Origin of the sequence: Streptomyces flavovariabilis (assembly GCF_000725785.1) — a bacterium.
Classification (GTDB): domain Bacteria; phylum Actinomycetota; class Actinomycetes; order Streptomycetales; family Streptomycetaceae; genus Streptomyces; species Streptomyces hawaiiensis.
Genome location: NZ_JNXD01000005.1, coordinates 305,587 through 327,928 on the forward strand (window position 1 = coordinate 305,587; position 22,342 = coordinate 327,928).

At 71.5% G+C, this 22,342-nt stretch carries 20 protein-coding genes and 1 pseudogene; 12 read left to right on the forward strand and 9 right to left on the reverse strand.

Annotated elements, in window-relative coordinates; genetic code table 11:
- Window positions 1–20: 20 nt before the first annotated feature.
- Both IO24_RS0112070 and IO24_RS0112075 read right to left on the reverse strand, forming a co-directional pair.
- The gene (locus tag IO24_RS0112070) at window positions 21–1,427 is read right to left on the reverse strand and encodes a sensor histidine kinase (protein WP_031134862.1); all 1,407 of its coding nucleotides are present in this window, start codon (window positions 1,425–1,427) and stop codon (window positions 21–23) included.
- 9 nt (window positions 1,428–1,436) lie between these two features.
- Window positions 1,437–2,123: a response regulator transcription factor gene (locus IO24_RS0112075; protein ID WP_031134864.1), complete on the reverse strand. Its 687-nt coding sequence runs from the start codon at window positions 2,121–2,123 to the stop codon at window positions 1,437–1,439.
- Between the two features lie 290 nt (window positions 2,124–2,413).
- Here IO24_RS0112075 and IO24_RS0112080 point away from each other — a divergent pair, with 290 nt between their 5' ends.
- The 8 genes from IO24_RS0112080 (at window position 2,414) to IO24_RS0112110 (ending at window position 8,941) form a co-directional block, all read left to right on the forward strand.
- Window positions 2,414–3,190, forward strand: a complete 777-nt coding sequence (locus tag IO24_RS0112080; protein WP_031134866.1) for an amino acid ABC transporter ATP-binding protein — start codon at window positions 2,414–2,416, stop codon at window positions 3,188–3,190.
- A 76-nt stretch (window positions 3,191–3,266) separates the two neighbouring features.
- The gene (locus tag IO24_RS0112085) at window positions 3,267–4,106 is read left to right on the forward strand and encodes a glutamate ABC transporter substrate-binding protein (protein WP_031134867.1); all 840 of its coding nucleotides are present in this window, start codon (window positions 3,267–3,269) and stop codon (window positions 4,104–4,106) included.
- Between the two features lie 132 nt (window positions 4,107–4,238).
- Window positions 4,239–4,916, forward strand: a complete 678-nt coding sequence (locus IO24_RS0112090; RefSeq protein WP_031134869.1) for an amino acid ABC transporter permease — start codon at window positions 4,239–4,241, stop codon at window positions 4,914–4,916.
- Complete coding sequence (locus IO24_RS0112095; protein WP_031134870.1) at window positions 4,913–5,821, forward strand: amino acid ABC transporter permease; 909 nt, start codon at window positions 4,913–4,915, stop codon at window positions 5,819–5,821. Before IO24_RS0112090 ends, IO24_RS0112095 begins: the two co-directional genes overlap by 4 nt.
- Window positions 5,822–6,100: 279 nt before the next feature.
- The gene (locus IO24_RS0112100; protein WP_031134871.1) at window positions 6,101–7,708 is read left to right on the forward strand and encodes an FAD-dependent monooxygenase; all 1,608 of its coding nucleotides are present in this window, start codon (window positions 6,101–6,103) and stop codon (window positions 7,706–7,708) included.
- Window positions 7,709–7,741: 33 nt separating this feature from the next.
- The gene (locus IO24_RS47345) at window positions 7,742–7,888 is read left to right on the forward strand and encodes a putative leader peptide (RefSeq protein ID WP_338055568.1); all 147 of its coding nucleotides are present in this window, start codon (window positions 7,742–7,744) and stop codon (window positions 7,886–7,888) included.
- A gap of 97 nt (window positions 7,889–7,985) precedes the next feature.
- The gene (locus tag IO24_RS0112105) at window positions 7,986–8,525 is read left to right on the forward strand and encodes a cupin domain-containing protein (protein ID WP_031134872.1); all 540 of its coding nucleotides are present in this window, start codon (window positions 7,986–7,988) and stop codon (window positions 8,523–8,525) included.
- On the forward strand, window positions 8,522–8,941 hold the full coding sequence (locus IO24_RS0112110) for a rhodanese-like domain-containing protein (RefSeq protein WP_031134874.1): 420 nt from the start codon (window positions 8,522–8,524) through the stop codon (window positions 8,939–8,941). The genes IO24_RS0112105 and IO24_RS0112110 overlap by 4 nt, the downstream gene beginning before the upstream one ends.
- A 126-nt stretch (window positions 8,942–9,067) precedes the next feature.
- On the opposite strand, the gene recX is transcribed toward IO24_RS0112110, so the two are convergent.
- Entirely contained in the window at window positions 9,068–9,886 is an 819-nt protein-coding gene (gene recX, locus IO24_RS42855) for a recombination regulator RecX (protein WP_031134876.1), read from the reverse strand.
- A 3-nt stretch (window positions 9,887–9,889) separates the two neighbouring features.
- The gene (gene recA / locus IO24_RS0112120) at window positions 9,890–11,020 is read right to left on the reverse strand and encodes a recombinase RecA (protein WP_031134878.1); all 1,131 of its coding nucleotides are present in this window, start codon (window positions 11,018–11,020) and stop codon (window positions 9,890–9,892) included.
- Window positions 11,021–11,315: 295 nt separating this feature from the next.
- On the opposite strand from recA, the gene IO24_RS0112125 reads away from it, so the two are divergent.
- Window positions 11,316–11,870, forward strand: coding sequence for a hypothetical protein (locus IO24_RS0112125; RefSeq protein ID WP_031134880.1), 555 nt, complete (start codon window positions 11,316–11,318; stop codon window positions 11,868–11,870).
- Between the two features lie 21 nt (window positions 11,871–11,891).
- On the opposite strand, the gene IO24_RS0112130 is transcribed toward IO24_RS0112125, so the two are convergent.
- Both IO24_RS0112130 and IO24_RS0112135 read right to left on the reverse strand, forming a co-directional pair.
- Window positions 11,892–13,157, reverse strand: a complete 1,266-nt coding sequence (locus IO24_RS0112130; RefSeq protein ID WP_078899234.1) for an AI-2E family transporter — start codon at window positions 13,155–13,157, stop codon at window positions 11,892–11,894.
- A gap of 156 nt (window positions 13,158–13,313) precedes the next feature.
- Window positions 13,314–13,508 carry a DUF3046 domain-containing protein gene (locus tag IO24_RS0112135; RefSeq protein WP_031134884.1) on the reverse strand — a complete coding sequence of 65 codons (195 nt, stop codon included), beginning with the start codon at window positions 13,506–13,508 and terminating at the stop codon, window positions 13,314–13,316.
- A gap of 80 nt (window positions 13,509–13,588) precedes the next feature.
- Between IO24_RS0112135 and IO24_RS0112140 the strand changes: the two genes are divergently transcribed.
- Window positions 13,589–14,533 (forward strand): hypothetical protein, encoded by a 945-nt coding sequence (locus tag IO24_RS0112140; RefSeq protein WP_031134886.1) that lies wholly within the window; start codon window positions 13,589–13,591, stop codon window positions 14,531–14,533.
- Here IO24_RS0112140 and IO24_RS0112145 read toward each other — a convergent pair whose 3' ends face one another.
- The 3 genes and pseudogenes from IO24_RS0112145 to IO24_RS0112155 all read right to left on the reverse strand — a co-directional run.
- Window positions 14,534–14,845 (reverse strand): AzlD domain-containing protein, encoded by a 312-nt coding sequence (locus tag IO24_RS0112145; protein WP_031134887.1) that lies wholly within the window; start codon window positions 14,843–14,845, stop codon window positions 14,534–14,536. It lies immediately after the preceding gene.
- Window positions 14,842–15,564 (reverse strand): AzlC family ABC transporter permease, encoded by a 723-nt coding sequence (locus tag IO24_RS0112150; RefSeq protein WP_031134889.1) that lies wholly within the window; start codon window positions 15,562–15,564, stop codon window positions 14,842–14,844. Before IO24_RS0112150 ends, IO24_RS0112145 begins: the two co-directional genes overlap by 4 nt.
- Before the next feature lie 26 nt (window positions 15,565–15,590).
- Window positions 15,591–16,418, reverse strand: a pseudogene (locus IO24_RS0112155) (AraC family transcriptional regulator); the annotation flags it as partial.
- A gap of 115 nt (window positions 16,419–16,533) precedes the next feature.
- Here IO24_RS0112155 and IO24_RS0112160 point away from each other — a divergent pair.
- Both IO24_RS0112160 and IO24_RS0112165 read left to right on the forward strand, forming a co-directional pair.
- Window positions 16,534–21,450 carry an ATP-dependent helicase gene (locus IO24_RS0112160; protein ID WP_031134893.1) on the forward strand — a complete coding sequence of 1,639 codons (4,917 nt, stop codon included), beginning with the start codon at window positions 16,534–16,536 and terminating at the stop codon, window positions 21,448–21,450.
- 61 nt (window positions 21,451–21,511) lie between these two features.
- A complete protein-coding gene (locus IO24_RS0112165) occupies window positions 21,512–22,333 on the forward strand; it encodes an Fpg/Nei family DNA glycosylase (protein WP_031134895.1) in 822 nt (273 codons plus the stop codon).
- Window positions 22,334–22,342: the final 9 nt, after the last annotated feature.

Here is a 22,342-nt window from a genome sequence, read left to right on the forward strand (position 1 = left end):
CCCTCTGCCGCCGCCGTCCGTCATGCCGTGGGCGCCGACCTCGGCACCGCCACCGTCACCTTCAGCCCGTGCGGCTCGTGACGGTCGAAGGCGATCGAACCGCCGCCCGCCGCGAGCAGCGCCCGCGAGATGGACAGCCCCAGCCCCGAGCCCTTGATGTTCTGATGCCGGCCGCTGCGCCAGAAGCGGTCGCCGACGCGGGCCAGCTCCTCGTCGGTGAGGCCGGGGCCATGGTCGGTGACGACGACGGTGGAGGTGTCGCCGTAGGAGGCGACGGTCACCGCGACGGTCTGGTCCCCGGGCGTGAACTTCACCGCGTTGTCGATGACCGCGTCCAGGGCGCTGGACAGCGCGACCGGGTCGGCCCATGCCGTCGTCGGCGGGCAGTCCCCCACCAGGCGTACACCCTTGGCCTCGGCGGTCGGCGCCCAGGCCGCGAGGCGTTCGGCGGCGAGCTCCCCGATGTCGGTGATCTTCAGATCCGTCTCGGTGTGCTCGGCCAGCGCCAGATCGAGCAGGTCGTCCAGGACCTGTGCGAGACGCTTGCCCTCGGCCTGGACCGAGGCGATCTCCTTGTTGCCCTCGGGCAGTTCGAAGGAGAGCAGCTCGATGCGCAGCAGCAGTGCCGCGAGGGGGTTGCGCAGCTGGTGCGAGGCGTCGGCGACGAAGGCGCGCTGCTGCTCCAGCACGTCCTCGACGTTGTCGGCCATCTCGTTGAACGAGCGGGCCAGGCGCTGGAGTTCCGGCGGTCCGCCGGCAGCCGCGACCCGGGACTTGAGCCGCCCGGTGGCGATGTCGTGGGTGGTGGCGTCCAGGACCCGTACGGGTTTGAGCACCCAGCCGGTCAGCCGCAGGGCGGCACCGACGGCCAGCAGCATCGCGGCGAACTCACCCGCGCCGATGACCAGCCAGCCGTGCAGCGTACGCGAGCGCATCTGCCCGGTCGGCGAGTCGGTGACGACGACCGCGACGACGTCGCCGTCCCGGATGACCGGCGAGGCCACCACGAGGTTGCGGCGCTGCCAGGGCCACACCTGCTTCGGATCGTGACTGCGGCGGCTGAGCTTCGCCTCGTCGAAGGCGTCCCTGACCTCGCCCTCCTGGGGCAGGGACCACTCTTCCGGGGCGTGGGCCATGGGCCTGCCGGTGCGGTAGAAGACACCGGCTCGGATGCCGTAGACCTCGTAGTAGCTGCGGAGCTCGCTGCTGAGGGTGGCCAGCCGCTCGTTCTCGAACGCGCCGGTGGTCCCGTCGGGTGAATCGGTGACGAACTGCGCGAGGGCCGCGAAGCGCGCCGTGTCGTCGATCCGGTCGACCACGACCTTCTGCTGGTGCGCTCCCGCGAGGCTGACCGCGAGCGGGATGCCGAGCGCGAGGAGCACGGCCGCCATCAGGACGATGAGCAGCGGGAGCAGACGAGTGCGCACCCGGCCCCGCTATCCGGCGGGCGCGACGAGCCGGTAGCCGACTCCGCGTACGGTCTCGATGAGGGCCGGCATCCGCAGCTTGGCGCGCAGGGACGCGACGTGCACCTCCAGGGTGCGGCCGGTCCCTTCCCAGCTGGTCCGCCACACCTCGCTGATGATCTGCTCCCGGCGGAAGACCACGCCGGGCCGCTGCGCGAGCAGGGCCAGCAGGTCGAACTCCTTGCGGGTCAGCTGGACCACCGCCCCGTCCACGCTGACCCGGCGCGTGGGCAGCTCGATGTGCACGGGGCCGAGTCGCAGCTCGGTCTCGATGCCGCTGGACGTGTCCTCGTGCGAGGTGCGCCGGCTCACGGCATGGATGCGGGCGAGGAGCTCCCCCGTGTCGTAGGGCTTCACCACGTAATCGTCGGCGCCGAGGTTGAGGCCGTGGATGCGGGAGCGCACGTCGGAGCGGGCGGTGACCATGATCACCGGAGTGCTGGTGCGTTTGCGGATCTTGCCGCAGACCTCGTATCCGTCCTGGTCGGGCAGGCCGAGGTCGAGGAGGACGACACCGAAGCAGTCGCCCTCGGGAACGAGTGCCTGGAGGGCCTCCTCACCGCTGCGCGCATGCGTGACATCGAAGCCGTGCCGTGCCAGAACCGCCGAGAGGGCGGCGGCGACGTGGTTGTCGTCCTCGACGAGCAGCAGTCTCACCCGGGCCCCCTTCGGTTCACTGGCCGTACGATCTAGACGTGTACAAAAACGCGTGCACGCGCGCGCGTGCACCTTGTGCAGTCACGCTGATGGATGAGGACGGCGTCAAGAGGGTTCCGGTTGCGGAGAGCTTCCGTTACCCGCCCGATATGAGCGCTGCTCCCAAGTGCTACGACACGTGTCCGATTGCTATCGGATCGTGATGCTCAGATTCCCCTCAGATGTAATGACGCAGGTCGTAGAGGGTTACTACTGTCCTCCGAAACCGAGGAGGACGGAGCCTGAGAGCGATGACCGAAGTATCGGTGGCCAAGGAAGATGTGGCCGCGACCGGAGAACTGGTCGTCCTGAAGAGCGTCAACAAGCACTTCGGCGCGTTGCACGTACTCCAGGACATCGACCTGACGATCGCCCGCGGTGAAGTCGTCGTGGTCATCGGGCCCTCCGGGTCCGGCAAGTCCACCCTGTGCCGCACCATCAACCGCCTGGAGACGACCGACTCCGGCACGATCACGATCGACGGCAAGCCGCTGCCCGCCGAGGGCAAGGCGCTCGCGAAGCTGCGCGCCGATGTCGGAATGGTCTTCCAGTCCTTCAACCTCTTCGCGCACAAGACCGTGCTCGAGAACGTGATGCTCGGCCAGATCAAGGTCCGCAAGAAGGACAAGAAGGCGGCCGAGGAGCGGGCCCGGGCCCTGCTCGACCGGGTCGGCGTGGCCGCGCAGGCCGAGAAGTACCCGGCGCAGCTCTCCGGCGGCCAGCAGCAGCGCGTCGCCATCGCACGGGCGCTGGCCATGGAGCCGAAGGTGATGCTCTTCGACGAGCCGACCTCCGCGCTCGACCCCGAAATGATCAACGAGGTGCTGGAGGTCATGCAGCAGCTCGCCCGCGACGGCATGACGATGATCGTCGTCACCCATGAGATGGGTTTCGCACGATCGGCCGCAAACCGCGTGGTGTTCATGGCGGACGGCCGAATCGTCGAGGAGGCTGCGCCCGACCAGTTCTTCAGCAATCCGCGCAGCGATCGTGCCAAGGACTTCCTGTCGAAGATCCTGCACCACTGACGGCGCGGGTCGCGCCCGCGACGCTCCGCGTCACCCGCAACGACGGCTTTTCTCTTCACGGCAAAGGATGTTCACCATGAAGCTCCGCAAGGTCACCGCGGCGTCCGCCACGGCCCTCGTCATCGCCCTCACGGCAACCGCTTGCGGTGGCGACAGCGATTCAGGCGATTCGGGCTCCGGCGGCGGCGACAAGATCAAGATTGGCATCAAGTACGACCAGCCGGGTCTCGGCCTGAAGGAGCCCGACGGTTCCTTCTCCGGCTTCGACGTGGACGTGGCGACGTACGTGGCCAAGGAACTGGGCTACAAGCCCGACCAGATCGAGTGGGTCGAGACCAAGAGCGCCGACCGTGAGAACGCGTTGGCCCGCGGTGACGTGAAGATGATCGCGGCCACGTACTCGATCACCGACGAGCGCAAGCAGAAGGTCGACTTCGCCGGTCCGTACCTGCTGGCACACCAGGACCTGCTGGTGAAGGCGGACTCGGACATCAAGGAGGGCACCGACCTCAACGGCAAGAAGCTGTGCTCGGTGACCGGTTCGACCTCGGCTCAGAACGTCAAGGACAAGATCGCACCGAAGGCCCAGCTCCAGCAGCTCGGTGGCTACTCGGAATGCATCGCGGGTCTGCAGAGCGACCAGCTCGACGCCCTGACCACGGACGACGCGATCCTCGCCGGCTTCGCGGCGCAGGACCAGTACAAGGGGCAGTTCAAGCTCACCGGGCTCAAGCTGAGCAACGAGAACTACGGCATCGGTGTGAAGAAGGGCGACACCGCGACCGTGAACAAGATCAACGACGCGCTGGAGAAGATGGTCAGCGACGGCGCCTGGGACAAGGCCGTCAAGGACAACTTCGGGCCGGCGAACTACAAGAACGAGCCGGCCCCGAAGATCGGCCAGATCGTCCAGTAACGCGGGACTCCGCCGACGCAGGATCCCCGCCATCACAGCGGGGATCCGCAGGCGCGCCGCCGCCTCTCGCTCCTCCGGCGGCGGCGCGGCACGTCCGCCGCCCAAGCCACACACCCGGAAGCGCGGGAGATCGTGTTCGACTTTCTATCTGACTATGACGACCCGACCCTGCTGGGTGCCTTCTGGGTCACGGTGCAGCTCACCGTCCTCTCGGCCGTCGGATCCCTGATCTGGGGCACCCTGCTGGCGGCCATGCGGGTCAGCCCGGTTCCGCTGATGCGCGGGTTCGGCACCGCCTATGTGAACATCGTCCGGAACATCCCACTCACCGTCATCATCGTCTTCACCTCGCTCGGCCTCGCCAACATCTTCGGCGTGACGATGGGCGCACCCGACGACTTCGAAGCCAAGGCGTTCCGCTTGGCGGTCCTCGGCCTCGTCGCCTACACCGCGGCCTTCGTCTGCGAGGCGATCCGCTCCGGCATCAACACCGTGCCTGTCGGACAGGCGGAGGCGGCCCGTGCCATCGGGCTGAGCTTCAGCCAGATCCTGCGGCTCATCGTGTTGCCGCAGGCGTTCCGCTCGGTCATCGGGCCGTTGGCCAATGTGCTGATCGCGCTGACCAAGAACACGACAGTGGCAGCCGCGATCGGCGTGGCCGAGGCCGCCCTCCTGATGAAGGAAATGATCGAGAACGAGGCACAGACGGTGCTCATCGGCGCGATCTTCGCCTTCGGTTTCGTGGTACTGACCCTGCCCACCGGCCTGATCCTCGGCTGGCTGAGCAAGCGACTGGCGGTGAAGCGATGACGTCCGTCCTCTACGACGTCCCCGGCCCCCGGGCCAAGCGGCGCAACGTGCTCTTCTCTGTGGTCTTCTTCGTCCTGCTCGCCCTGCTGCTGTGGTGGGTCTGGCAGACGATGGACGAAAAGGGCCAGCTGGAGTGGTCCCTGTGGAAGCCGTTCACCACGTCCGAAGCGTGGACGACGTACCTGCTGCCGGGCCTGGCTGACACCCTGAAGGCTGCGGCCCTCTCCATGGTCATCGCCCTTCCGCTGGGCGCCGTCCTCGGCATCGCACGCATGTCCGACCACCGCTGGGTGCGCATCCCGGCCGGTGCGGTGGTCGAATTCTTCCGGGCGATCCCCGTACTGCTGCTGATGCTGTTCGCCAACGAGTTCTACGTCCGCTCCACGGGAATCCCCAGCGACGAGCGGCCCCTCTACGCGGTCGTCACCGGCCTCGTCCTGTACAACGCGTCGGTCCTCGCCGAGATCGTCCGCGCGGGCATCCTCTCCCTGCCCAAGGGGCAGTCGGAAGCGGCGATGGCGATCGGCCTGCGCAAGGGGCAGACGATGAGCAGCATCCTGCTGCCGCAGGCCGTCACCGCCATGCTGCCGGCCATCGTCAGCCAGTTGGTCGTCATCGTGAAGGACACCGCGCTGGGCGGCGTGATGCTCGGGTTCACCGAGCTGCTCAACACCCGCAGCACCCTCGCAGCCAACTACGCGAACGTCATCCCCAGCTTCATCGTGGTGGCGGTCATCTTCATCGTCCTGAACTTCATCCTTACGTCCTTCGCCTCCTGGCTGGAGCGCAGGCTGCGCCGCAGCAAGCGGAGCACGGGTGCTGTTCTCGGTGCCGATAAGGTCGACGACGTGAACGCGGCCGAGGTGGGCGGCACCTACGGCACCGGTGCCGGCGGTTCCATCTGACGGCCCGAGAACTAGTGCCTGTGTGGCCCGCCGGGGGATCCGGCGGGCCACACTCGTGCGGGCTCCTGGGCCAGCTGACTCCGATCGCCCTCACACCCAGTCAAGTGACGAGCGGGACGCCCCACTACCCTTGATGCAGGGCATGATCGCCACTGCCCCTGGTCACTTGACGCAAGCACCGGCAATGGGTTGCATACGTTCTGTGATCGTGCACCCTGCTCCAACTTTTTGTTCACCCACGTCTCTCAGGACACCACCGCGGGCAGGGGGCGCCGCGCCGTGGACCCGGTGATCATCGTCGGAGCGGGGCCCGTGGGGCTCACGCTCGCCCTGGCGCTGGCGCGTCAGGAGGTGCCGTGCGTCGTCCTCGACGAGGGCCCGGGCAAGGACGAACCCCGTGCGGCACGCACCGTCGTCCTGCGCGAGGACACCGCCGCCCTCGTGGAACGGCTGACCGGCATGCCCCTCGCCCGCGCCGGTGCGCACTGGGCCGGATGGCGGTCGATGCGGCGCAAGCAGGTGATGCGCGAGATCGTCTTCGATGGCAGCGAGCCCGCTCCGCTGCACATCGCCCAGCACGTGCTGACCGGGGCCCTGCGCGCGGCCCTCGCGGACGAACGGCTCGTCAAAGTCGCGGTGGAGAGCCGGCTCGACGGTGTCGAACAGGAGTCCTCGGGCGTCACGGCCCACACCCGCGGCCCCAAGGGCACATGGTGGCGCGGCAGTTATCTGGTCGGCTGCGACGGTCCCCGCTCGACCGTGCGCAAGATCCAGGACATCCGCTTCCCCGGCCGTACGGCGGTGGAACGTCACGCCGTCGCCGCGCTCCGTACGGAACTGCCCTGGGACGACGAGGCGTTGCTGCACCGCATGCCGCCCTGGCGCATGTCCGGCCCCTCGGCCGGCGAAGTCACCGCGCGACCGCTGCCGGACGGCGTCTGGCGCCTGGATTGGCTCCTGCCGCCCGGCAAGGACCTGGTCACACCCGAACTGCTGCTCACCCGTATCCGGGAGACGCTGGCCGGCTGGGCGGGCGGCACGACACCGCCGTACGAGCTGCTGGACACCGGTGTCCACACCGTCCACCACCGGCTGGCCCGACGCTGGCGCGCCGACCGCGTGTTCCTCGCCGGGGACGCGGCCCACCTGCTCGGCGCGCTGGGTACGCACGGGCTGGACGAGGGCCTGCGGGACGCCGACAACCTCGCTTGGAAACTGGCCCTGGCCTGGCACCACGGGCCTCATGAGGCGCTTCTCGACAGCTACCAGACGGAACGCCGGGCGGTTGTCGCCGCCCGGCTCCGCGCCGCCGACCAGGCGCTGCCGCTGCTGCGCGGCGGTGGGGGGCTGCGCGCCGTCGTCCCCGGCTCGTCCCGGGGCCACGACGCTCTGCTCACGGAGGGTCACTTGGGGCACGGCCAGCTCGGCGCCCCGGGGGCGTACGCCGATTCGCCGCTCGCACCCCGACACCTCGAAGGACAGACCCCGGTCGACACACCGCTCGGAGCACCGGTCACCGACGTACGGGTCACCGCGGAGGACGGCACCTTCGTACGGCTGCGGGACCGGCTCGGCCGCGGCGCGCTGCTCGTGGTGCTGATCGCGCCGGGCACGGGCGTCTGGGAGCGCAAGCACTGGGTCAGCGCGGGCATCATGCCGCAGCTCGCGGCGGCGGTCACGGCACTGCCGCACCCCGCCGAGCTGCTCGTCGCCGAGAGGTATCCGGGAGCGGCCGCGCACACGGTGCTCCTGGTGCGCCCCGACGGGCACCTCGTCACGGCGCTGAGCGGAGTACGCCCGGCCGATCTGTACGCGGCGGCGGAGGCCGTGGTGGGCGGACCGGTGAAAGCGCAGGCAGAGGCCGGTGCTTCGGCCGGCTCGCGCTGACGTCGGGCCCGGGGTGATGTGCTCACTGTCACGATGCGTCCGCATGGTGACAGTGAGTTGACCTGTCCAGGCGGCCATGGTGTACTCCCCTGCGTGACCGACACCTGTGTGCGCCTGTGGCGGAGGGTCCATATGGACCTCCTCCGCTTTGCGGGCTGCGTGTGTCGCCCGTCCTGCTGACTTCGCACTCCTCCTCCCTGTGCGCGCCGCGCTCTGTCTGCGTCTGCTGCCGCGCCTCCTTCGCGAACACCTCATCAGGACCCTCAGGACGGCACCCGTGTCTGTATCCCCTTCCGCGACCCCTTCTGTCTCGTCCGCCGGTTCGGCTCCCACGCAGGCCGACCTCTACGACTTCGTCCGGCGCACGGCCGCCGACAGCGAGCTGATCGACTCCTTGCCGCTCGACCCTGAGGGCCGTACGTGGGTGCGGCTCGACGGGCCCGGCGGCAGCGAGGCCTGGCTGATCGGCTGGCCGCCCGGCACGGGCACCGGCTGGCACGACCACGCCGATTCGGTCGGCGCCTTTCTGACCGCGTCGGGCGAACTCAAGGAGAACTCGCTCGCCGCGCGGCTGCCCACCGACGGCTGGAAGACCCTGGAGCTCACCGACGACGTGGACCGGGAACGCCGGCTGCGGGCCGGTCAGGGTCGCGCCTTCGGCCGGCACCACGTCCACGAGGTGCTCAACGAGTCCCCCGACCGGCACGCGATCTCCGTCCACGCCTACTACCCGCCGCTGCCACAGATCCGCCGCTACAGCCGCAGCGGTCCGATCCTGCGCCTCGAGCAGGTCGAGCGTCCGGAGGACTGGCAGTGAGCACCGCACCCGGGCCGACGGGCCGCGGCCCCCAACCTCCCCTCGGCATCGACGAGTTGCTGGAGCGGGTCAGGGCGGGCTACGAGCGGATCGAACCGCGGGAGGCGTACGAGGCCGCCCGGGCCGGCGACGCGCTCCTGGTCGACATCCGCTACGCCGCCCTGCGCGAACGGGACGGTCTCATCCCCGGCGCCCACGTCGTCGAGCGCAACGAACTGGAATGGCGCCTCGACCCCCAGGGCAGACACCGCCTCCCCGAGGCCACGAGCCACGCCCTGCGCATCGTCGTGATCTGCAACGAGGGCTACGCATCGAGTCTGGCGGTCCAGTCCTTGCACCAGCTGGGACTGCACCGGGCCACGGATCTGGTCGGGGGGTTCCAGGCTTGGCGGGGAGCCGGGCTGCCGGTGGTGTAACCATCTGTGGAGTCGCCTGAGCCGGTTCCGGCGGTTCTCGCATCGGCAGCGAGAACCGGTCTCGAGCCCCCACTCGGGGCCCTCCCCCGGACCCCGTTTCAGACCCGCGTCACCGGTACGGCCCGCTCAGAACCCGTCGTCGCCGAGAAACTCCGTGTCCTCACCCTCCTCCTCCAGGGCCTGCCGGACGACCCGCAGGGCCATGCCCTCGGGGTAGCCCTTGCGAGCGAGCATGCCCGCGAGGCGGCGGAGGCGTTTGTCGCGGTCGAGGCCACGGGTGGAGCGGAGCTTGCGGGCGACGAGCTCACGCGCGGTCGCCTCCTCCTGCTCGGAGTCGAGCTGGGAGACGGCCTCGTCGATCACTGTGGACTCCACGCCCTTGGTCCGCAGCTCCCGGGCGAGCGCCCGCCGGGCCAGCCCTCTGCCGTGGTGCCGGGACTCGACCCATGCGTCTGCGAAGGCCCCGTCGTTGATGAGGCCCACCTCTTCGAACCGCGACAGCACCTCCTCGGCGGCATCGTCCGGGATCTGCCGCCTGCGCAGGGCATCGGCGAGTTGCTTACGGGTCCGTGGGGTCCCGGTGAGCAGGCGCAGGCAGATCGCCCGAGCCTGCTCGACCGGGTCCCCCGGAGGTGCCTCCTGCTCGGCCCTCGACGAGGAGAGGACACCTCCGTCCTCGGCATCAGCCGCCGCCTCGCCGAAACCACGCCGACGACGACCACGCCTGCCGCGCGGCCCGCCGTCACGCGAGCCGCCTCTGGGTGAGCCGCCTTCGCGCGGCCCGGTGTCGTCCCCGCCCCCGTACAGCCGGTCGCCCCCGTGCGGTGTGTCCTCGGGGCCGGCTCCCCCGGCCACGGCTGATCCCGCGTCGCCTCCGGCGCCCCTCCCCCGTGGGGCACCGGAGGCGTCGTACTCGTACTCCGCCCAGTCGGTTCGCCGTGTCACGGGTCAGCTCTTGGCTGCGGCGGCCTTGGACTTGGCGGTCTTGGCCGGCGCCGGGGCAGGGGCGGGGACAGCGGGTGCCGCGTCGGCCGGTGCCGAGACCGCGGCATCCGTGCCCGGCTCGGCGGCCGGCTCCTCGGGACGCACACCGACGCCCAGCTTCTCCTTGATCTTCTTCTCGATCTCGTTGGCCAGGTCGGGGTTGTCCTTCAGGAAGTTGCGCGCGTTCTCCTTGCCCTGGCCGAGCTGGTCGCCCTCGTACGTGTACCAGGCGCCGGCCTTGCGGACGAAGCCGTGCTCCACGCCCATGTCGATCAGGCCGCCCTCACGGCTGATGCCGTGGCCGTAGAGGATGTCGAACTCGGCCTGCTTGAAGGGCGGCGCGACCTTGTTCTTGACGACCTTGCAGCGGGTGCGGTTGCCGACCGCGTCCGTGCCGTCCTTCAGGGTCTCGATGCGGCGGATGTCGATACGCACCGAGGCGTAGAACTTCAGCGCCCGGCCACCGGTCGTGGTCTCCGGGGAGCCGAACATCACGCCGATCTTCTCGCGGAGCTGGTTGATGAAGATCGCGGTGGTCTTGGACTGGTTGAGCGCGCTGGTGATCTTCCGCAGGGCCTGGCTCATCAGTCGGGCCTGCAGACCGACGTGGCTGTCGCCCATCTCGCCCTCGATCTCCGCACGCGGGACGAGCGCGGCGACGGAGTCGATGACGATGAGGTCGAGGGCGCCGGAGCGGACCAGCATGTCCACGATCTCCAGGGCCTGCTCGCCGTTGTCCGGCTGGGAGAGGATGAGGTTGTCGATGTCGACGCCGAGCTTCTTCGCGTACTCGGGGTCGAGTGCGTGCTCCGCGTCCACGAAGGCGACCTGGCCGCCGGCCTTCTGCGCGTTCGCCACCGCGTGCAGGGTCAGGGTGGTCTTACCGGAGGACTCCGGTCCGTAGACCTCGACGACGCGGCCGCGCGGCAGGCCGCCCACGCCGAGGGCCACGTCGAGGGCGGTGGACCCGGTCGGAATGACCTCGATGGGCTCGTTGACCCGGTCACCCATGCGCATGACCGCGCCCTTGCCGAACTGCCGTTCAATCTGTGCGAGAGCGGCATCCAGGGCCTTCTCGCGGTCGGTTCCTGCCATGGGTTCCACCCGATTTGCTTGAGTCGATCGCTTCACGTCAAAGACGCTAACGCCTGCCACTGACAATGCGCCCCGACGCACGTCCGGCCTGTGGATAACTCGGGCACTTCTCTACCCAAAGTACGTCGAAATGCCCTTCGTTGAGCCTCGCCGGTGCTTCCATAAGAATGGATGTTCGATTTTCGTGTCAAGCGCACCACGCGGGCACCCGCACCATGCTCCGTGCCGAGGTGTGCGCGTGCCGGAGTACCGTGCGCCCTGCACGGCAAGGCGCTAACTCAAGGGGGAGAGGCCGGTGTGCCGGATCACCGCGGCGGGCAAGGAAGCCGCCGTCGCACGGTTCCTTCAGGAATTCCCCCAGGCACTGCGGTCCGGCCGGGGCCACCCCGCGCTCCGCGGCTGCGACGACGTCACCTGGGCAGACTTCCCCGGGTGCTCCGCCGGGGTCCCGGCCCTCCTGGGCAGTCTGCTCGATCCGGACGCGGCTTCCGAGGCTGAGCGGGTGCTCTGCAACGTCCTGATGGACGGTGTCTTCACGTTGGGCCCGGCCGTGCCGGCGGCTCTGCCGTTCCTGCTCCGCCTCGCCGCCGATCCGGCGGTGCCGGTGCGGACCGAGCTGGTCGAGGTCCTGCTCGTCGTCGCGGAGCTCTCGCATTCCGTCGACGGAGGCAGTGAGCAGGCGATCCGGTTCTTGGGCAGCGATCGCGACCACCCGGAACGCGCACGGTGCCGAGCCGTGTTCTCCGAGCATGCCGAACTGGTGCGCGGTCTGCTGGACGACCGGACGCTGCCGGACGGGCTCATCCCGCCCGACGAGCGGGCGAGCCTCCTGAAGGCCGCGATGCCGTAGGAGCCGGGCGGCTCGGGCCGCTCAGGAGGAGCTCTCCCCGGAGCCCCCGTGTCCGGGCCGCTCCGCCCCCGGCCGCCGCGTCCACACCCCTCTCGCGCGCGTGAGCAGGCCCGGCTCTTCTCCGCGCCGGCGGTGGCCGTGCACCCGGGGGTCGTCCGTGACGTCGTAGCGCTTCACATAGGCCCCCAGGAAGGCCTGGAGCGTGGCGATCGCGGGGATGGCGATCAGCGCGCCGACGGCGCCGAGGAGGGCGGTGCCGGCGATGACCGAGCCGAAGGCGACGGCGGGGTGGATGTCGACGGTCTTGGAGGTCAGCTCGGGTTGCAGCACGTAGTTCTCGAACTGCTGGTAGATGACGACGAAGACCAGCACCCACAGCGCGTACCAGGGGTCCACCGTGAACGCGATCAGCATGGGCAGGGCGCCCGCGAGATAGGTGCCGATGGTGGGGATGAACTGCGACACCAGGCCCACCCACACGGCGAGCACGGGCGCGTAGGGCACGTCCAGGACCTGCAGCAGGACGAAGTGCGCCACGCCGGAGATCAGCGCCATCAGGCCGCGGGAGTAGATGTAGCCGCCGGTCTTGTTGACGGCGATCTCCCACGCGCGCAGCACCTCGGCCTGGCGGGCGGGCGGCAGGACCGAGCAGATCGCGCGGCGCAGTCGCGGGCCGTCGGCGGCGAAGTAGAACGAGAACAGGGCGATCGTGAGCAGCTGGAAGAGGCCCCCGATGACCTGGGCGGACACGTCCAGGACGCCGGTGGCGCTGTTCTGGACGTAGTTGCGCAGCCAGTCGGAGCGGAGCACGCCCTCCTGGATGTCGACGCGCTTCAGGTCGGTCCTGAAGTGCGTGTTGATCCAGTTGATGACGGAGTCGAGGTAATCGGGGAAGCCCTCGATCAGCTTGATGATCTGGTCCGCGAGGACGGAACCGAGCAGGGTGACGAAGCCGGCCGACACGATCACCACGCCGATGAAGACGACGAACGTGGCGAGCCCTCTGCGCATGCCGCGCGAGGCCATCCAGCTGACCGCGGGCTCTATGGCGAGCGCCAGGAAGAACGCGATGAGGATGTTGATCAGCAGGTTGGTGAGCTGGTGGAAGGCCCAGCTGCCCAGCTGGAACACGGCGACGAGGGTGAGCGCGAGCACCATGGCGCGGGGCAGCCAGCGCGGCATGCGGCCGTTCGCCCCGGCCCCGCCGACCGGGGCCCGGGCGGGCGGCGTCGTACCGGAAGCCGATGACTGCTGAGCTGCCTGCCCGGTCTCGTCAGTGGGTGCCACGGTCCAAGTCTCGCCCACACCACCGACAGCCGTGTACCCGCCTGCGATCTTCGTGACCGGCCGGCGACGTCCGGGACCGGCCGGCCGATGCGGCGAGTGGTCTCCGAGGCCGGCGAACCCTGCCCGCCGGCGGTGTCCGGGGCTCGTCGGCGACGGTCAGTGCCTCTCCCGGGGCACGTCCATCACCGAGCAGACGACCTGCCAGACCTCTTTGGCGCCCCAGCCGGCCGCGAGCGCCTCGTGCACCGTGCGCCCGCCGAGCTCGGACATCACGTGGTCGCGTGCGAAGGTTTCGGCGTAGCCAGGACCGAAGTGCTCCGCCATTCGCTGCCAGAAGACCGTCAACCGCATGACTTCAGTATCCCGCCCCTGGGGGTGGGCCTGAGCCGTGACCGCCTGCCGGCGCCGTCTCGCGCCCTACGGTCTGACCCATGGCCGCATCAGGAGCTACCGAAGTCCCCCCGACGCCCCCGCCGCACAGCCCCGTCACGCGCGCGGAGCGTTTCGTCCGGCTCACCGCGCGCGTGCTCGAGCAGCACCGCTTCGCCCATCACTTCCGGGGCGCCGCCGCCGACCCGGTGGAGACCGCCCTGGACGCCTACCGCAACGAGGACGGCGGGTACGGCCACGCGCTGGAGCCCGACCTGCGCGGCCCGGTCAGCCAGCCGCTGCACACCGCGCACGCCCTGCGGGTCCTGGACGCGGTCGGACGCTGCGCCGGCCAGCGCGTGGAACGCATCTGCCGCTACCTGACGTCGGTCTCCACGGCGGACGGCGCCCTCCCGGCGATCCACCCCAGCCAGCGCGGCTACCCGACGGCCCCCTTCGTGACGGTGGTGGACGATCCGCCCAGCGATCTCCTGGCCACCGGGCCGGTGGTGGGGCTGCTGCACCGCAACGAGGTGTGGCACGCCTGGCTGTTCCGGGCCACGGACTTCTGCTGGCAGGCGGTCGAGTGCCTGGAGACGTCGCACCCGTACGAGATCGAGGCCGCCGTGGCCTTCCTGGATGCCGCCCCCGACCGCCGGCGCGCGGAGGCGGCCGCCGACCGTCTCGGCCGCCTGGTCCGCGAACACCGTCTCGCGGTGTTGGACCCCGGCGACCTGGACGCGTATCCGGTGTCCCCCGGTTATGCCCCTGGGGAGCACCACTTCCCGTACGACTACGCGCGGACACCGCGCTCGCTCGCGCGCGCGTGGTTCACGGACGAGGAGATGGCCCGGTCCCTGGACCATCTCGCGGCCCAGCAGCAGGAGGACGGCGGCTGGCCCGTCCGGTGGCGCCGCTGGGCCCCGGCCCCCGCCCTGGAGGCGCGCCCGCTCGTGACGATCGAGGCCCTGCGCGTGCTCAGCGCGTACGGCCGTGCCATCGACTGATCATCCCGCCCCCATGGCCCGTACCCCCGCGGTCACCCCCACGGCCGCGGCGACGACGAGCAGGAACGGGGCGCGCAGCACCAGCGCGAGGGCCGCGGCGGCGAGTCCGGCGGCTCGCGCGTCCAGCACCGGCGTCTGCCCGTCGGCGAAGGTCTGCTGGGCGGTGAGGGCGGCGAGCAGCGCGACGGGCAGCAGCGCGGCGAGGCGTTTGACGACAGGCCGCTCCAGAACCCCTTCGGGCACCAGGAGCCCGGCCAGCTTGACGGCGTAGCACCCGAGGACGGTCACACCGATCGCGATCCACACGTTCACCGCGCGTCCCCCTGTCCCCTGCGCCGGCCGTCCGCCCACAGCACGGCCGGCGCCGCCAGCGCGGCCAGCAGCACCGGCACCCCGGCGGGCAGGACGGGCAGCAGTCCGAGCCCGAGCAGCACGGCGAGCGCGGCGGCGGCCCGTTCGGTGCCGGTCTTCAGCATCGGCGCGAGCAGCGCCAGGAACACCGCGGGGCCGGCGGCGTCCAGGCCCCACGCCTCGGTGTCTCCGATCGCTTCTGCGCCCAGGGCACCGAGCAGCGTGGTGAGGTTCCACAGGAGGTACAGGCTCAGCCCGGTCACGACGAAACCGAGCCGTGCGGCGCGCCGTGTGGGCTGGGCGAGCGCGACGGCGGCCGTCTCGTCGATCACCCACTGGGCGGCGAACGGCCGCACCGCGCGCGGGAGGGCCAGCAGCTGCGACAGACGCAAGCCGTAGAAGGCGTTCCGCACGCCCAGCAAGAAGGCCCCGGCGGCGGCGGTGACCGGGCTGCCCCCGGCCGCGAGGGCCCCCACCAGGGCGAACTGGGACGCACCGGTGAACACCAGGAGACTGAGTGCGCACGTCTGGAGCAGCGTAAGTCCGCTGCCTGCCGATGTCACTCCGAAGGCGAACCCGGACAGCCCGACGGCCACCCCGACACCCAGGGCGTCGCGTACGACGGCCCGGTTCGCCTTCCCACCGATGTCCGCATCTTCGAGAGTTGTTTGATCTGCCACGACCCGCACGCTACGACCAGCGGCTAGCGCAGATCTTGTACGTTCTTGCGCTCCCGCTGGTAGGCCCCCGGTGGCACGCCGACCATCCGGCTGAAGTGCCGGTTGAGATGCGGCTGGTCGGTGAACCCGACGGCCAGGGCGACCTCGGAGGGCGCCGTCCCCGCGTCCAGCAACCGCCGCGCCCGCCTAACCCGCGCGTCCGTGAGCCATGCGTGCGGCGGCATCCCGTAGGCGTCCCGGAAGGCCCGCAGCAGGGCGAACGGGCTGGTCCCGAGGTCGGCCGCCAGGTGCTCCAGGGTCGGCGGACGTGCCATCCGCTCTTCCAGCACACCACGCGCGCGTGCCGCGATCCGGGCTCCCGCCGTCCGTACCTGGCGCCGTGGCAGGGGCCCGCCGTTCAACCGCAGCAGTCTGGTCACGGCGACCCGCAGCAGCGTGTCAGCGGCCAGCGCGTTGCCCTCGTCGGCGGCCCGCAGCACCTGGTGCACCAGACCCACGGCGTAGGGATCGTCCACCACCGGGCTGACGAACCCCGGCGTCCCGCGCAGTGAAGTCGTCTCGGCCGCGATCTCCTGAACCACGTCGACCGGGGGGTACACGGCCCCGTACCGCCACCCTTCGGGCACCCCGGCCCGCCCGGTGTGCGGCGTGTCGGGATTCACCAGTGCGAGAGCCCCGGCTCCCGCGTACTGGTCGCCCCCGCCGTGGTGGAAGACCTCCACCCCGTCGGCGATGGCGGCGATCACGAAGTTCTCGTGCGTGTGCCGCACGAACGTCTTGTGCACATACCTGGCTCGCAGCAGGTCGACCCCGGGCAGCTCGTCGTACTGCCAGTGCCGTGCGCGCTCGTTCATACGACCATTGTCCGCGGCGCGGGCGACGCGATGCGCCCCGGCCGGCACCCGCGGCGAGCGGCAGGCCACGAGGCGGCGTGGCCCCGTTGTCAGTGCCGAGGTGCACGATGGACGCATGCCCAGCAATGCGCACCGAGCCCTGGACGGCTTCTCCCCCGCGACCCGCGCCTGGTTCACGGGTGCCTTCTCCGCGCCCACCTCGGCCCAGGCCGGTGCGTGGCAGGCCATCCACGAGGGCTCGGACGTGCTGGTCGTCGCCCCCACCGGCTCCGGCAAGACCCTCGCGGCCTTCCTGGCCGCTCTGGACCAGCTGGCCTCGTCGCCTCCCCCCGCCGACCCCAAGAAGCGCTGCCGCGTGCTGTACGTCTCGCCCCTGAAGGCCCTGGCGGTGGACGTCGAGCGCAACCTGCGCAGCCCGCTGACCGGCATCCGCCAGGAGTCCGTGCGCCTCGGCATGCCCGAGCCCGAGGTCAAGGTGGGCATCCGCTCGGGCGACACCCCCGCCGCCGAGCGCCGCGCCCTGTCGACCCGCCCGCCGGACATTCTGATCACGACCCCGGAATCCCTGTTCCTGATGCTGACGTCGGCCACACGCGACGCGCTGGCCGGCGTGGAGACGGTGATCCTCGACGAGGTGCACGCGGTCGCCGGCACCAAGCGCGGCGCCCATCTGGCGCTCTCCCTGGAGCGGCTGGACGACCTCCTCCCGAAGCCCGCCCGCCGCATCGGTCTGTCCGCGACGGTCCGCCCGGTGGACGAGGTGGCCCGTTACCTCTCGCCGCGCCGCAAGGTGGAGATCGTCCAGCCGGAGTCGGGCAAGGAGTTCGACCTGTCCGTGGTGGTCCCGGTCGAGGATCTGGGCGAGCTGGGCGGCTCCCCGGTGGCGGACGGCCAGGAGGGCGCCGAGCGCCCGTCCATCTGGCCGCATGTGGAAGAGCGGATCGCCGACCTCGTCCAGTCCCACCGCTCGACGATCGTCTTCGCGAACTCCCGCCGCCTCGCGGAGCGCCTCTGCAACCGGCTGAACGAGATCGCGTACGAGCGGGCCACGGGCGAGACGCTCGACGAGCACCACTCCCCCGCCGAGCTCATGGGCGGCTCGGGGGCAGCCCAGGGCGCCCCCCAGGTCATCGCCCGCGCCCACCACGGCTCGGTCTCCAAGGAGCAGCGCGCCCTGGTCGAGGAGGACCTCAAGGCGGGGCGCCTGCCCGCGGTGGTGGCGACGTCCAGTCTCGAACTGGGTATCGACATGGGCGCGGTGGACCTGGTCGTGCAGGTGGAGTCGCCGCCCTCCGTCGCCTCCGGCCTGCAGCGCGTCGGCCGGGCGGGGCACCAGGTGGGCGCGGTCTCCACCGGTGTGGTCTTCCCGAAGTACCGGGGCGACCTGGTCCAGGCGGCGGTGGTCACCGAGCGCATGCGCACCGGCTCCATCGAGTCTCTGAAGGTCCCCGCCAATCCCCTGGACGTCCTGGCACAGCAGGTGGTCGCCATGACGGCCCTGGACACGTGGCAGTTCGACGACCTTCTCGCCGCCGTCCGCCGGGCCGCCCCGTTCGCCTCACTGCCCGAGTCGGCCTTCACGGCGGTCCTCGACATGCTGGCCGGCCGCTACCCGTCCGACGCGTTCGCGGAGCTGCGCCCGCGCGTGGTGTGGGACCGCGTCACCGGCGAGATCACCGGCCGCCCCGGCGCACAGCGCCTCGCCGTCACCTCCGGCGGCACGATCCCCGACCGTGGCCTCTTCGGCGTCTTCCTCGCGGGCGCCGACCCCAAGAAGGGCGGCGGCCGGGTCGGCGAGCTCGACGAGGAGATGGTCTACGAGTCCCGCGTCGGCGACGTGTTCACGCTCGGCACCAGTTCCTGGCGCATCGAGGACATCACCCGCGACCGCGTCCTGGTCTCCCCGGCCCCGGGTGTGCCGGGCCGGCTGCCCTTCTGGAAGGGCGACCAGCTGGGGCGCCCGCTGGAACTGGGCCGGGCGGTGGGCGCCTTCCTGCGCGAGGTCGGGTCGCTGCCCAAGGACGACGCCCGTCTCCGCCTCCTCGCCGCCGGCCTCGACGCGTGGGCCGCTGAGAACGTGCTGTCGTACCTGGACGAGCAGCGCGAGGCCTGCGGCCACATCCCGGACGACCGGACGATCGTCGTGGAGCGCTTCCGCGACGAGCTCGGCGACTGGCGCGTGGTCGTGCACTCCCCCTTCGGCGCCCAGGTGCACGCCCCGTGGGCGCTCGCGCTCGGCGCGAAGCTGTCCGAGCGGTACGGCATGGACGCGCAGGTCATGCACGCCGACGACGGCATCGTGCTGCGGCTGCCGGACGCCGACCTGATGAGCCTGGACCTGCTGGACCAGGAGCCGGTGAAGACGGGCCGGGAGTACGACGCCGAGCAGGCCCCCGTGGGTGCGGCGGACGTCGTCTTCGACAAGGGCGAGGTCGACCAGGTGGTCACCGATCAGGTCGGCAGTTCCGCCCTGTTCGCCTCCCGTTTCCGTGAGTGCGCCGCCCGCGCGCTGCTGCTGCCGCGCCGCAACCCGGGCCAGCGCACCCCGCTGTGGCAGCAGCGCCAGCGCGCTTCCCAGCTGCTGCAGGTGGCCAGCGAGTTCGGCTCGTTCCCGATCGTCCTGGAGGCGGTCCGCGAGTGCCTCCAGGACGTCTTCGACGTCCCCGGGCTCGTCGAGCTGATGGGCGACCTGGAGGCCCGCAAGGTCCGCCTGGTCGAGGTCACCACTCCCGAGCCGTCCCCCTTCGCGCGCTCCCTCCTCTTCGGCTACGTCGCCCAGTTCCTGTACGAGGGTGACTCCCCGCTCGCCGAGCGCCGCGCCGCCGCCCTGTCGCTGGACTCCCGGCTGCTGGCCGAGCTGCTGGGCCAGGCGGAGCTGCGCGAGCTGCTCGACGCTGAGGTGCTGACCGAGCTGGAGCGGGAGCTCCAATGGCTCACCGAGGACCGCCGTGTCAAGGACGCCGAGGGCGTCGCGGACCTCCTGCGCCTCCTGGGCCCGCTCACGGAGGCGGAGCTGGCCGAGCGGGGCGCCGAACCGCAGTGGGCACAGGAGCTCGCCGGTACCCGCCGCGCCATCCGGGTCCGGATCGCGGGCAGGGACCACTGGGCGGCGATCGAGGACGCGGGCCGCCTGCGCGACGCGCTGGGCACAGCCCTGCCGGTCGGCGTCCCGGAGGCCTTCACGGAGCCCGTCAAGGATCCGCTGGGCGACCTCCTGGCGCGCCACGCCCGCACCCACGGACCGTTCACCTCTGCCACGGCAGCGGCCCGCTTCGGCCTGGGCGTCGCCGTCACCGAAGGCGCCCTCCAGCGGCTCACGGCGGCGGGCCGGGTCGTCCAGGGCGAGTTCCACCCGGCCGGGATCGGCCAGGAGTGGTGCGACGCTGCCGTGCTGCGCCGGCTGCGCCGCCGTTCCCTGGCCGCCCTGCGGCACGAACTGGAGCCGGTGCCACCGGCCGCGCTCGCCCAGTTCCTCCCCCAGTGGCAGCACATCGGCAAGGGGCACTCCCTGCGCGGCGTCGACGGGCTGGTCCGCGCCATCGAGCAGGTCCAGGGCGCGTCCGTACCGGCGTCCGCCCTGGAGAAACTGGTCCTGCCCTCCCGGGTCGCGAACTACACCCCGGCGATGCTGGACGAGCTCACCGCCGCCGGTGAGGTGATCTGGGCCGGGGCGGGTTCCCTCCCCGGCAAGGACGGCTGGGTCTCCCTCTACCTGGCGGACGCGGCCCCCCTGCTCCTGCCGCCCCCGCACCCCTTGGAGCTGACCGCCCTGCACCAGTCCGTCCTGGACACCCTCTCCGGCGGCTACGGCCTGTTCTTCCGCCAGATCGCCGACCAGGTCCGCGCCACCACCCACCCCGAGGCCACCGACCCGCACCTGGCCGACGCCCTGTGGGACCTGGCCTGGTCCGGCCGCCTGACGAACGACACGCTCACCCCCATGCGCTCCCTGCTCGGCTCGGGCCGCACCGCAGGCTCCACGGCCCACCGGGCCAAGCGCGCGGTCCCGCGCGGCCGCTACGGCTCCCTGACGGCCGCGGCCCGCACCGCGTCCCGCTCCGGCCCGCCGACGGTCGCGGGCCGCTGGTCCCTGCTCCCGGCCCACGAAGCCGACCCCACCGTGCGTGCCCACGCCCTCGCCCGCACCCTCCTCGACCGGCACGGCGTGGTCACCAGGGGCGCGGTCGCGGCGGAGGGCGTCGAGGGCGGCTTCTCGGCGACCTACCGGGTCCTGTCCGTCTTCGAGGAGAGCGGCCAGGCCCGCCGGGGTTACGTCGTGGAGGGCCTCGGCGCCGCACAGTTCGCGATGGACGGTGCGGTGGACCGTCTGCGCGCGGTGTCCAGCGCCCGCGACCGCGGCGCGGACCTGCCCGGCCCGCCTCCCGGCTTCGAACCCGACCCGTTCCCCGCTCACGAGTTCGCCGGACCGGACGACTCCGCCCCCTCCCACGACCACACCGACGCCCCCGGCCCCTACGGCTTCCCCGACCTGGGCACCTCCTACGACGCCCCCCGGCCGTCCCCGGGCGAGTGGGGCTCGCCCCGGGACTACGCCCCGCAGGCCGCCCCGCCCTGGCAGAACGGCGGGCGCGCGGCGTACGACCGAGGGCCTTCAGACCGCCGTACCCGCTCTGACGGCGTTTCCCGGGCCGTCGTCCTCGCCGCCGCCGACCCGGCGAACGCGTACGGCGCCGCCCTGGCCTGGCCCGAGCCCCCGGCGGGCGCCGGACACAAGCCGGGCCGCAAAGCGGGCTCCTTGGTGGTGCTCGTCGACGGTGAGCTGACGCTCTACATGGAGCGCGGCGGCAAGACCCTGCTGGCTTGGGCCTCCGACCAGGAGGGCGCCCCCTCCGACGACCCACGCCTGCGCAGCGCCGCGGAGGCCCTCGCCGCGGCGGCCCGCGCGGGCTCGCTCGGCACGGTCACGGTGGAGCGCGTCAACGGCGCCCAGGCCCTGACGTCCCCCATCGGCACCCTCCTGGAAGGAGCGGGCTTCATCGCGACGCCCCGAGGACTCCGTCTGCGCGCCTGAGCCGGCCACCCGCCCACAGCCGCTCCGTCCGAGCAGGCGTCCGCCGTGCCACCCTTGACCCATGCCCGAAGGCGACACGGTCTGGCAGGCCGCGAGGCGGTTGCACGACGCCCTCGCGGGCGAGGTGCTGACCCGCAGCGACCTCAGGGTGCCCCGCTTCGCCACGGCCGACCTCACGGGCCGCGCTGTCCTGGACGTCACCGCACGCGGCAAGCACCTCCTCACCCGCATCGAGGGCGGCCTGACCCTCCACTCCCATCTGCGGATGGACGGCTCCTGGAAGGTGTACGGAAACGGCCAGCGCTGGAGCGGTGGCCCCGGCCACCAGATCCGCGCGATCCTCGGCACCACCGACCGCACGGCCGTCGGCTACCGCCTCCCCGTCCTGGAACTCCTGCGCACCACCGACGAGCAGCGCGCGGTCGGCCATGTCGGCCCCGACCTCCTCGGCCCCGACTGGGACCCCGACCGGGCCCTCGCCAATGTCCTCCAGGACCCCGCCCGCGAACTGGGCGAGGCCCTGCTCGACCAGCGCAACCTCGCCGGCATCGGCAATGTCTACAAGAGCGAGCTCTGCTTCCTCCTGGGCGTCACCCCCTGGCTCCCGGCCGGGGACCTGCCCGCCGACCGCGCCGCGAAGCTGCCCGCGCTCGCCAAGAAGCTGCTCGAGGCCAACCGCGACCGCCCCATCCGCAGCACCACGGGCCGGCGCGGCCAGGACCTCTTCGTCTACGGCCGCGCTCCTCGGCCCTGCCTGCGCTGCCGCACCTCGATCCGCGTCGCCGACCAGGGAGACGGCTCCCGCGAACGCCCCACCTACTGGTGCCCCACCTGCCAGCCCGGCCCTGCCCCCGCCCCGACCCGCCGCAGCCAGACCAATTGACGACCCGTC

Bases quoted from the DNA above. Each gene is read 5' to 3' on its own strand.
- IO24_RS0112080 (WP_031134866.1), top strand. From the start codon at position 2,414: ATGACCGAAGTATCGGTGGCCAAGGAAGATGTGGCCGCGACCGGAGAA.
- IO24_RS0112085 (WP_031134867.1), top strand. From the start codon at position 3,267: ATGAAGCTCCGCAAGGTCACCGCGGCGTCCGCCACGGCCCTCGTCATC.
- IO24_RS0112095 (WP_031134870.1), top strand. From the start codon at position 4,913: ATGACGTCCGTCCTCTACGACGTCCCCGGCCCCCGGGCCAAGCGGCGC.
- IO24_RS47345 (WP_338055568.1), top strand. From the start codon at position 7,742: ATGCGTCCGCATGGTGACAGTGAGTTGACCTGTCCAGGCGGCCATGGT.
- recA (WP_031134878.1), bottom strand. From the start codon at position 11,020: ATGGCAGGAACCGACCGCGAGAAGGCCCTGGATGCCGCTCTCGCACAG.
- IO24_RS0112135 (WP_031134884.1), bottom strand. From the start codon at position 13,508: ATGCGGTTGACGGTCTTCTGGCAGCGAATGGCGGAGCACTTCGGTCCT.
- IO24_RS0112140 (WP_031134886.1), top strand. From the start codon at position 13,589: ATGGCCGCATCAGGAGCTACCGAAGTCCCCCCGACGCCCCCGCCGCAC.
- IO24_RS0112160 (WP_031134893.1), top strand. From the start codon at position 16,534: ATGCCCAGCAATGCGCACCGAGCCCTGGACGGCTTCTCCCCCGCGACC.
- IO24_RS0112165 (WP_031134895.1), top strand. From the start codon at position 21,512: ATGCCCGAAGGCGACACGGTCTGGCAGGCCGCGAGGCGGTTGCACGAC.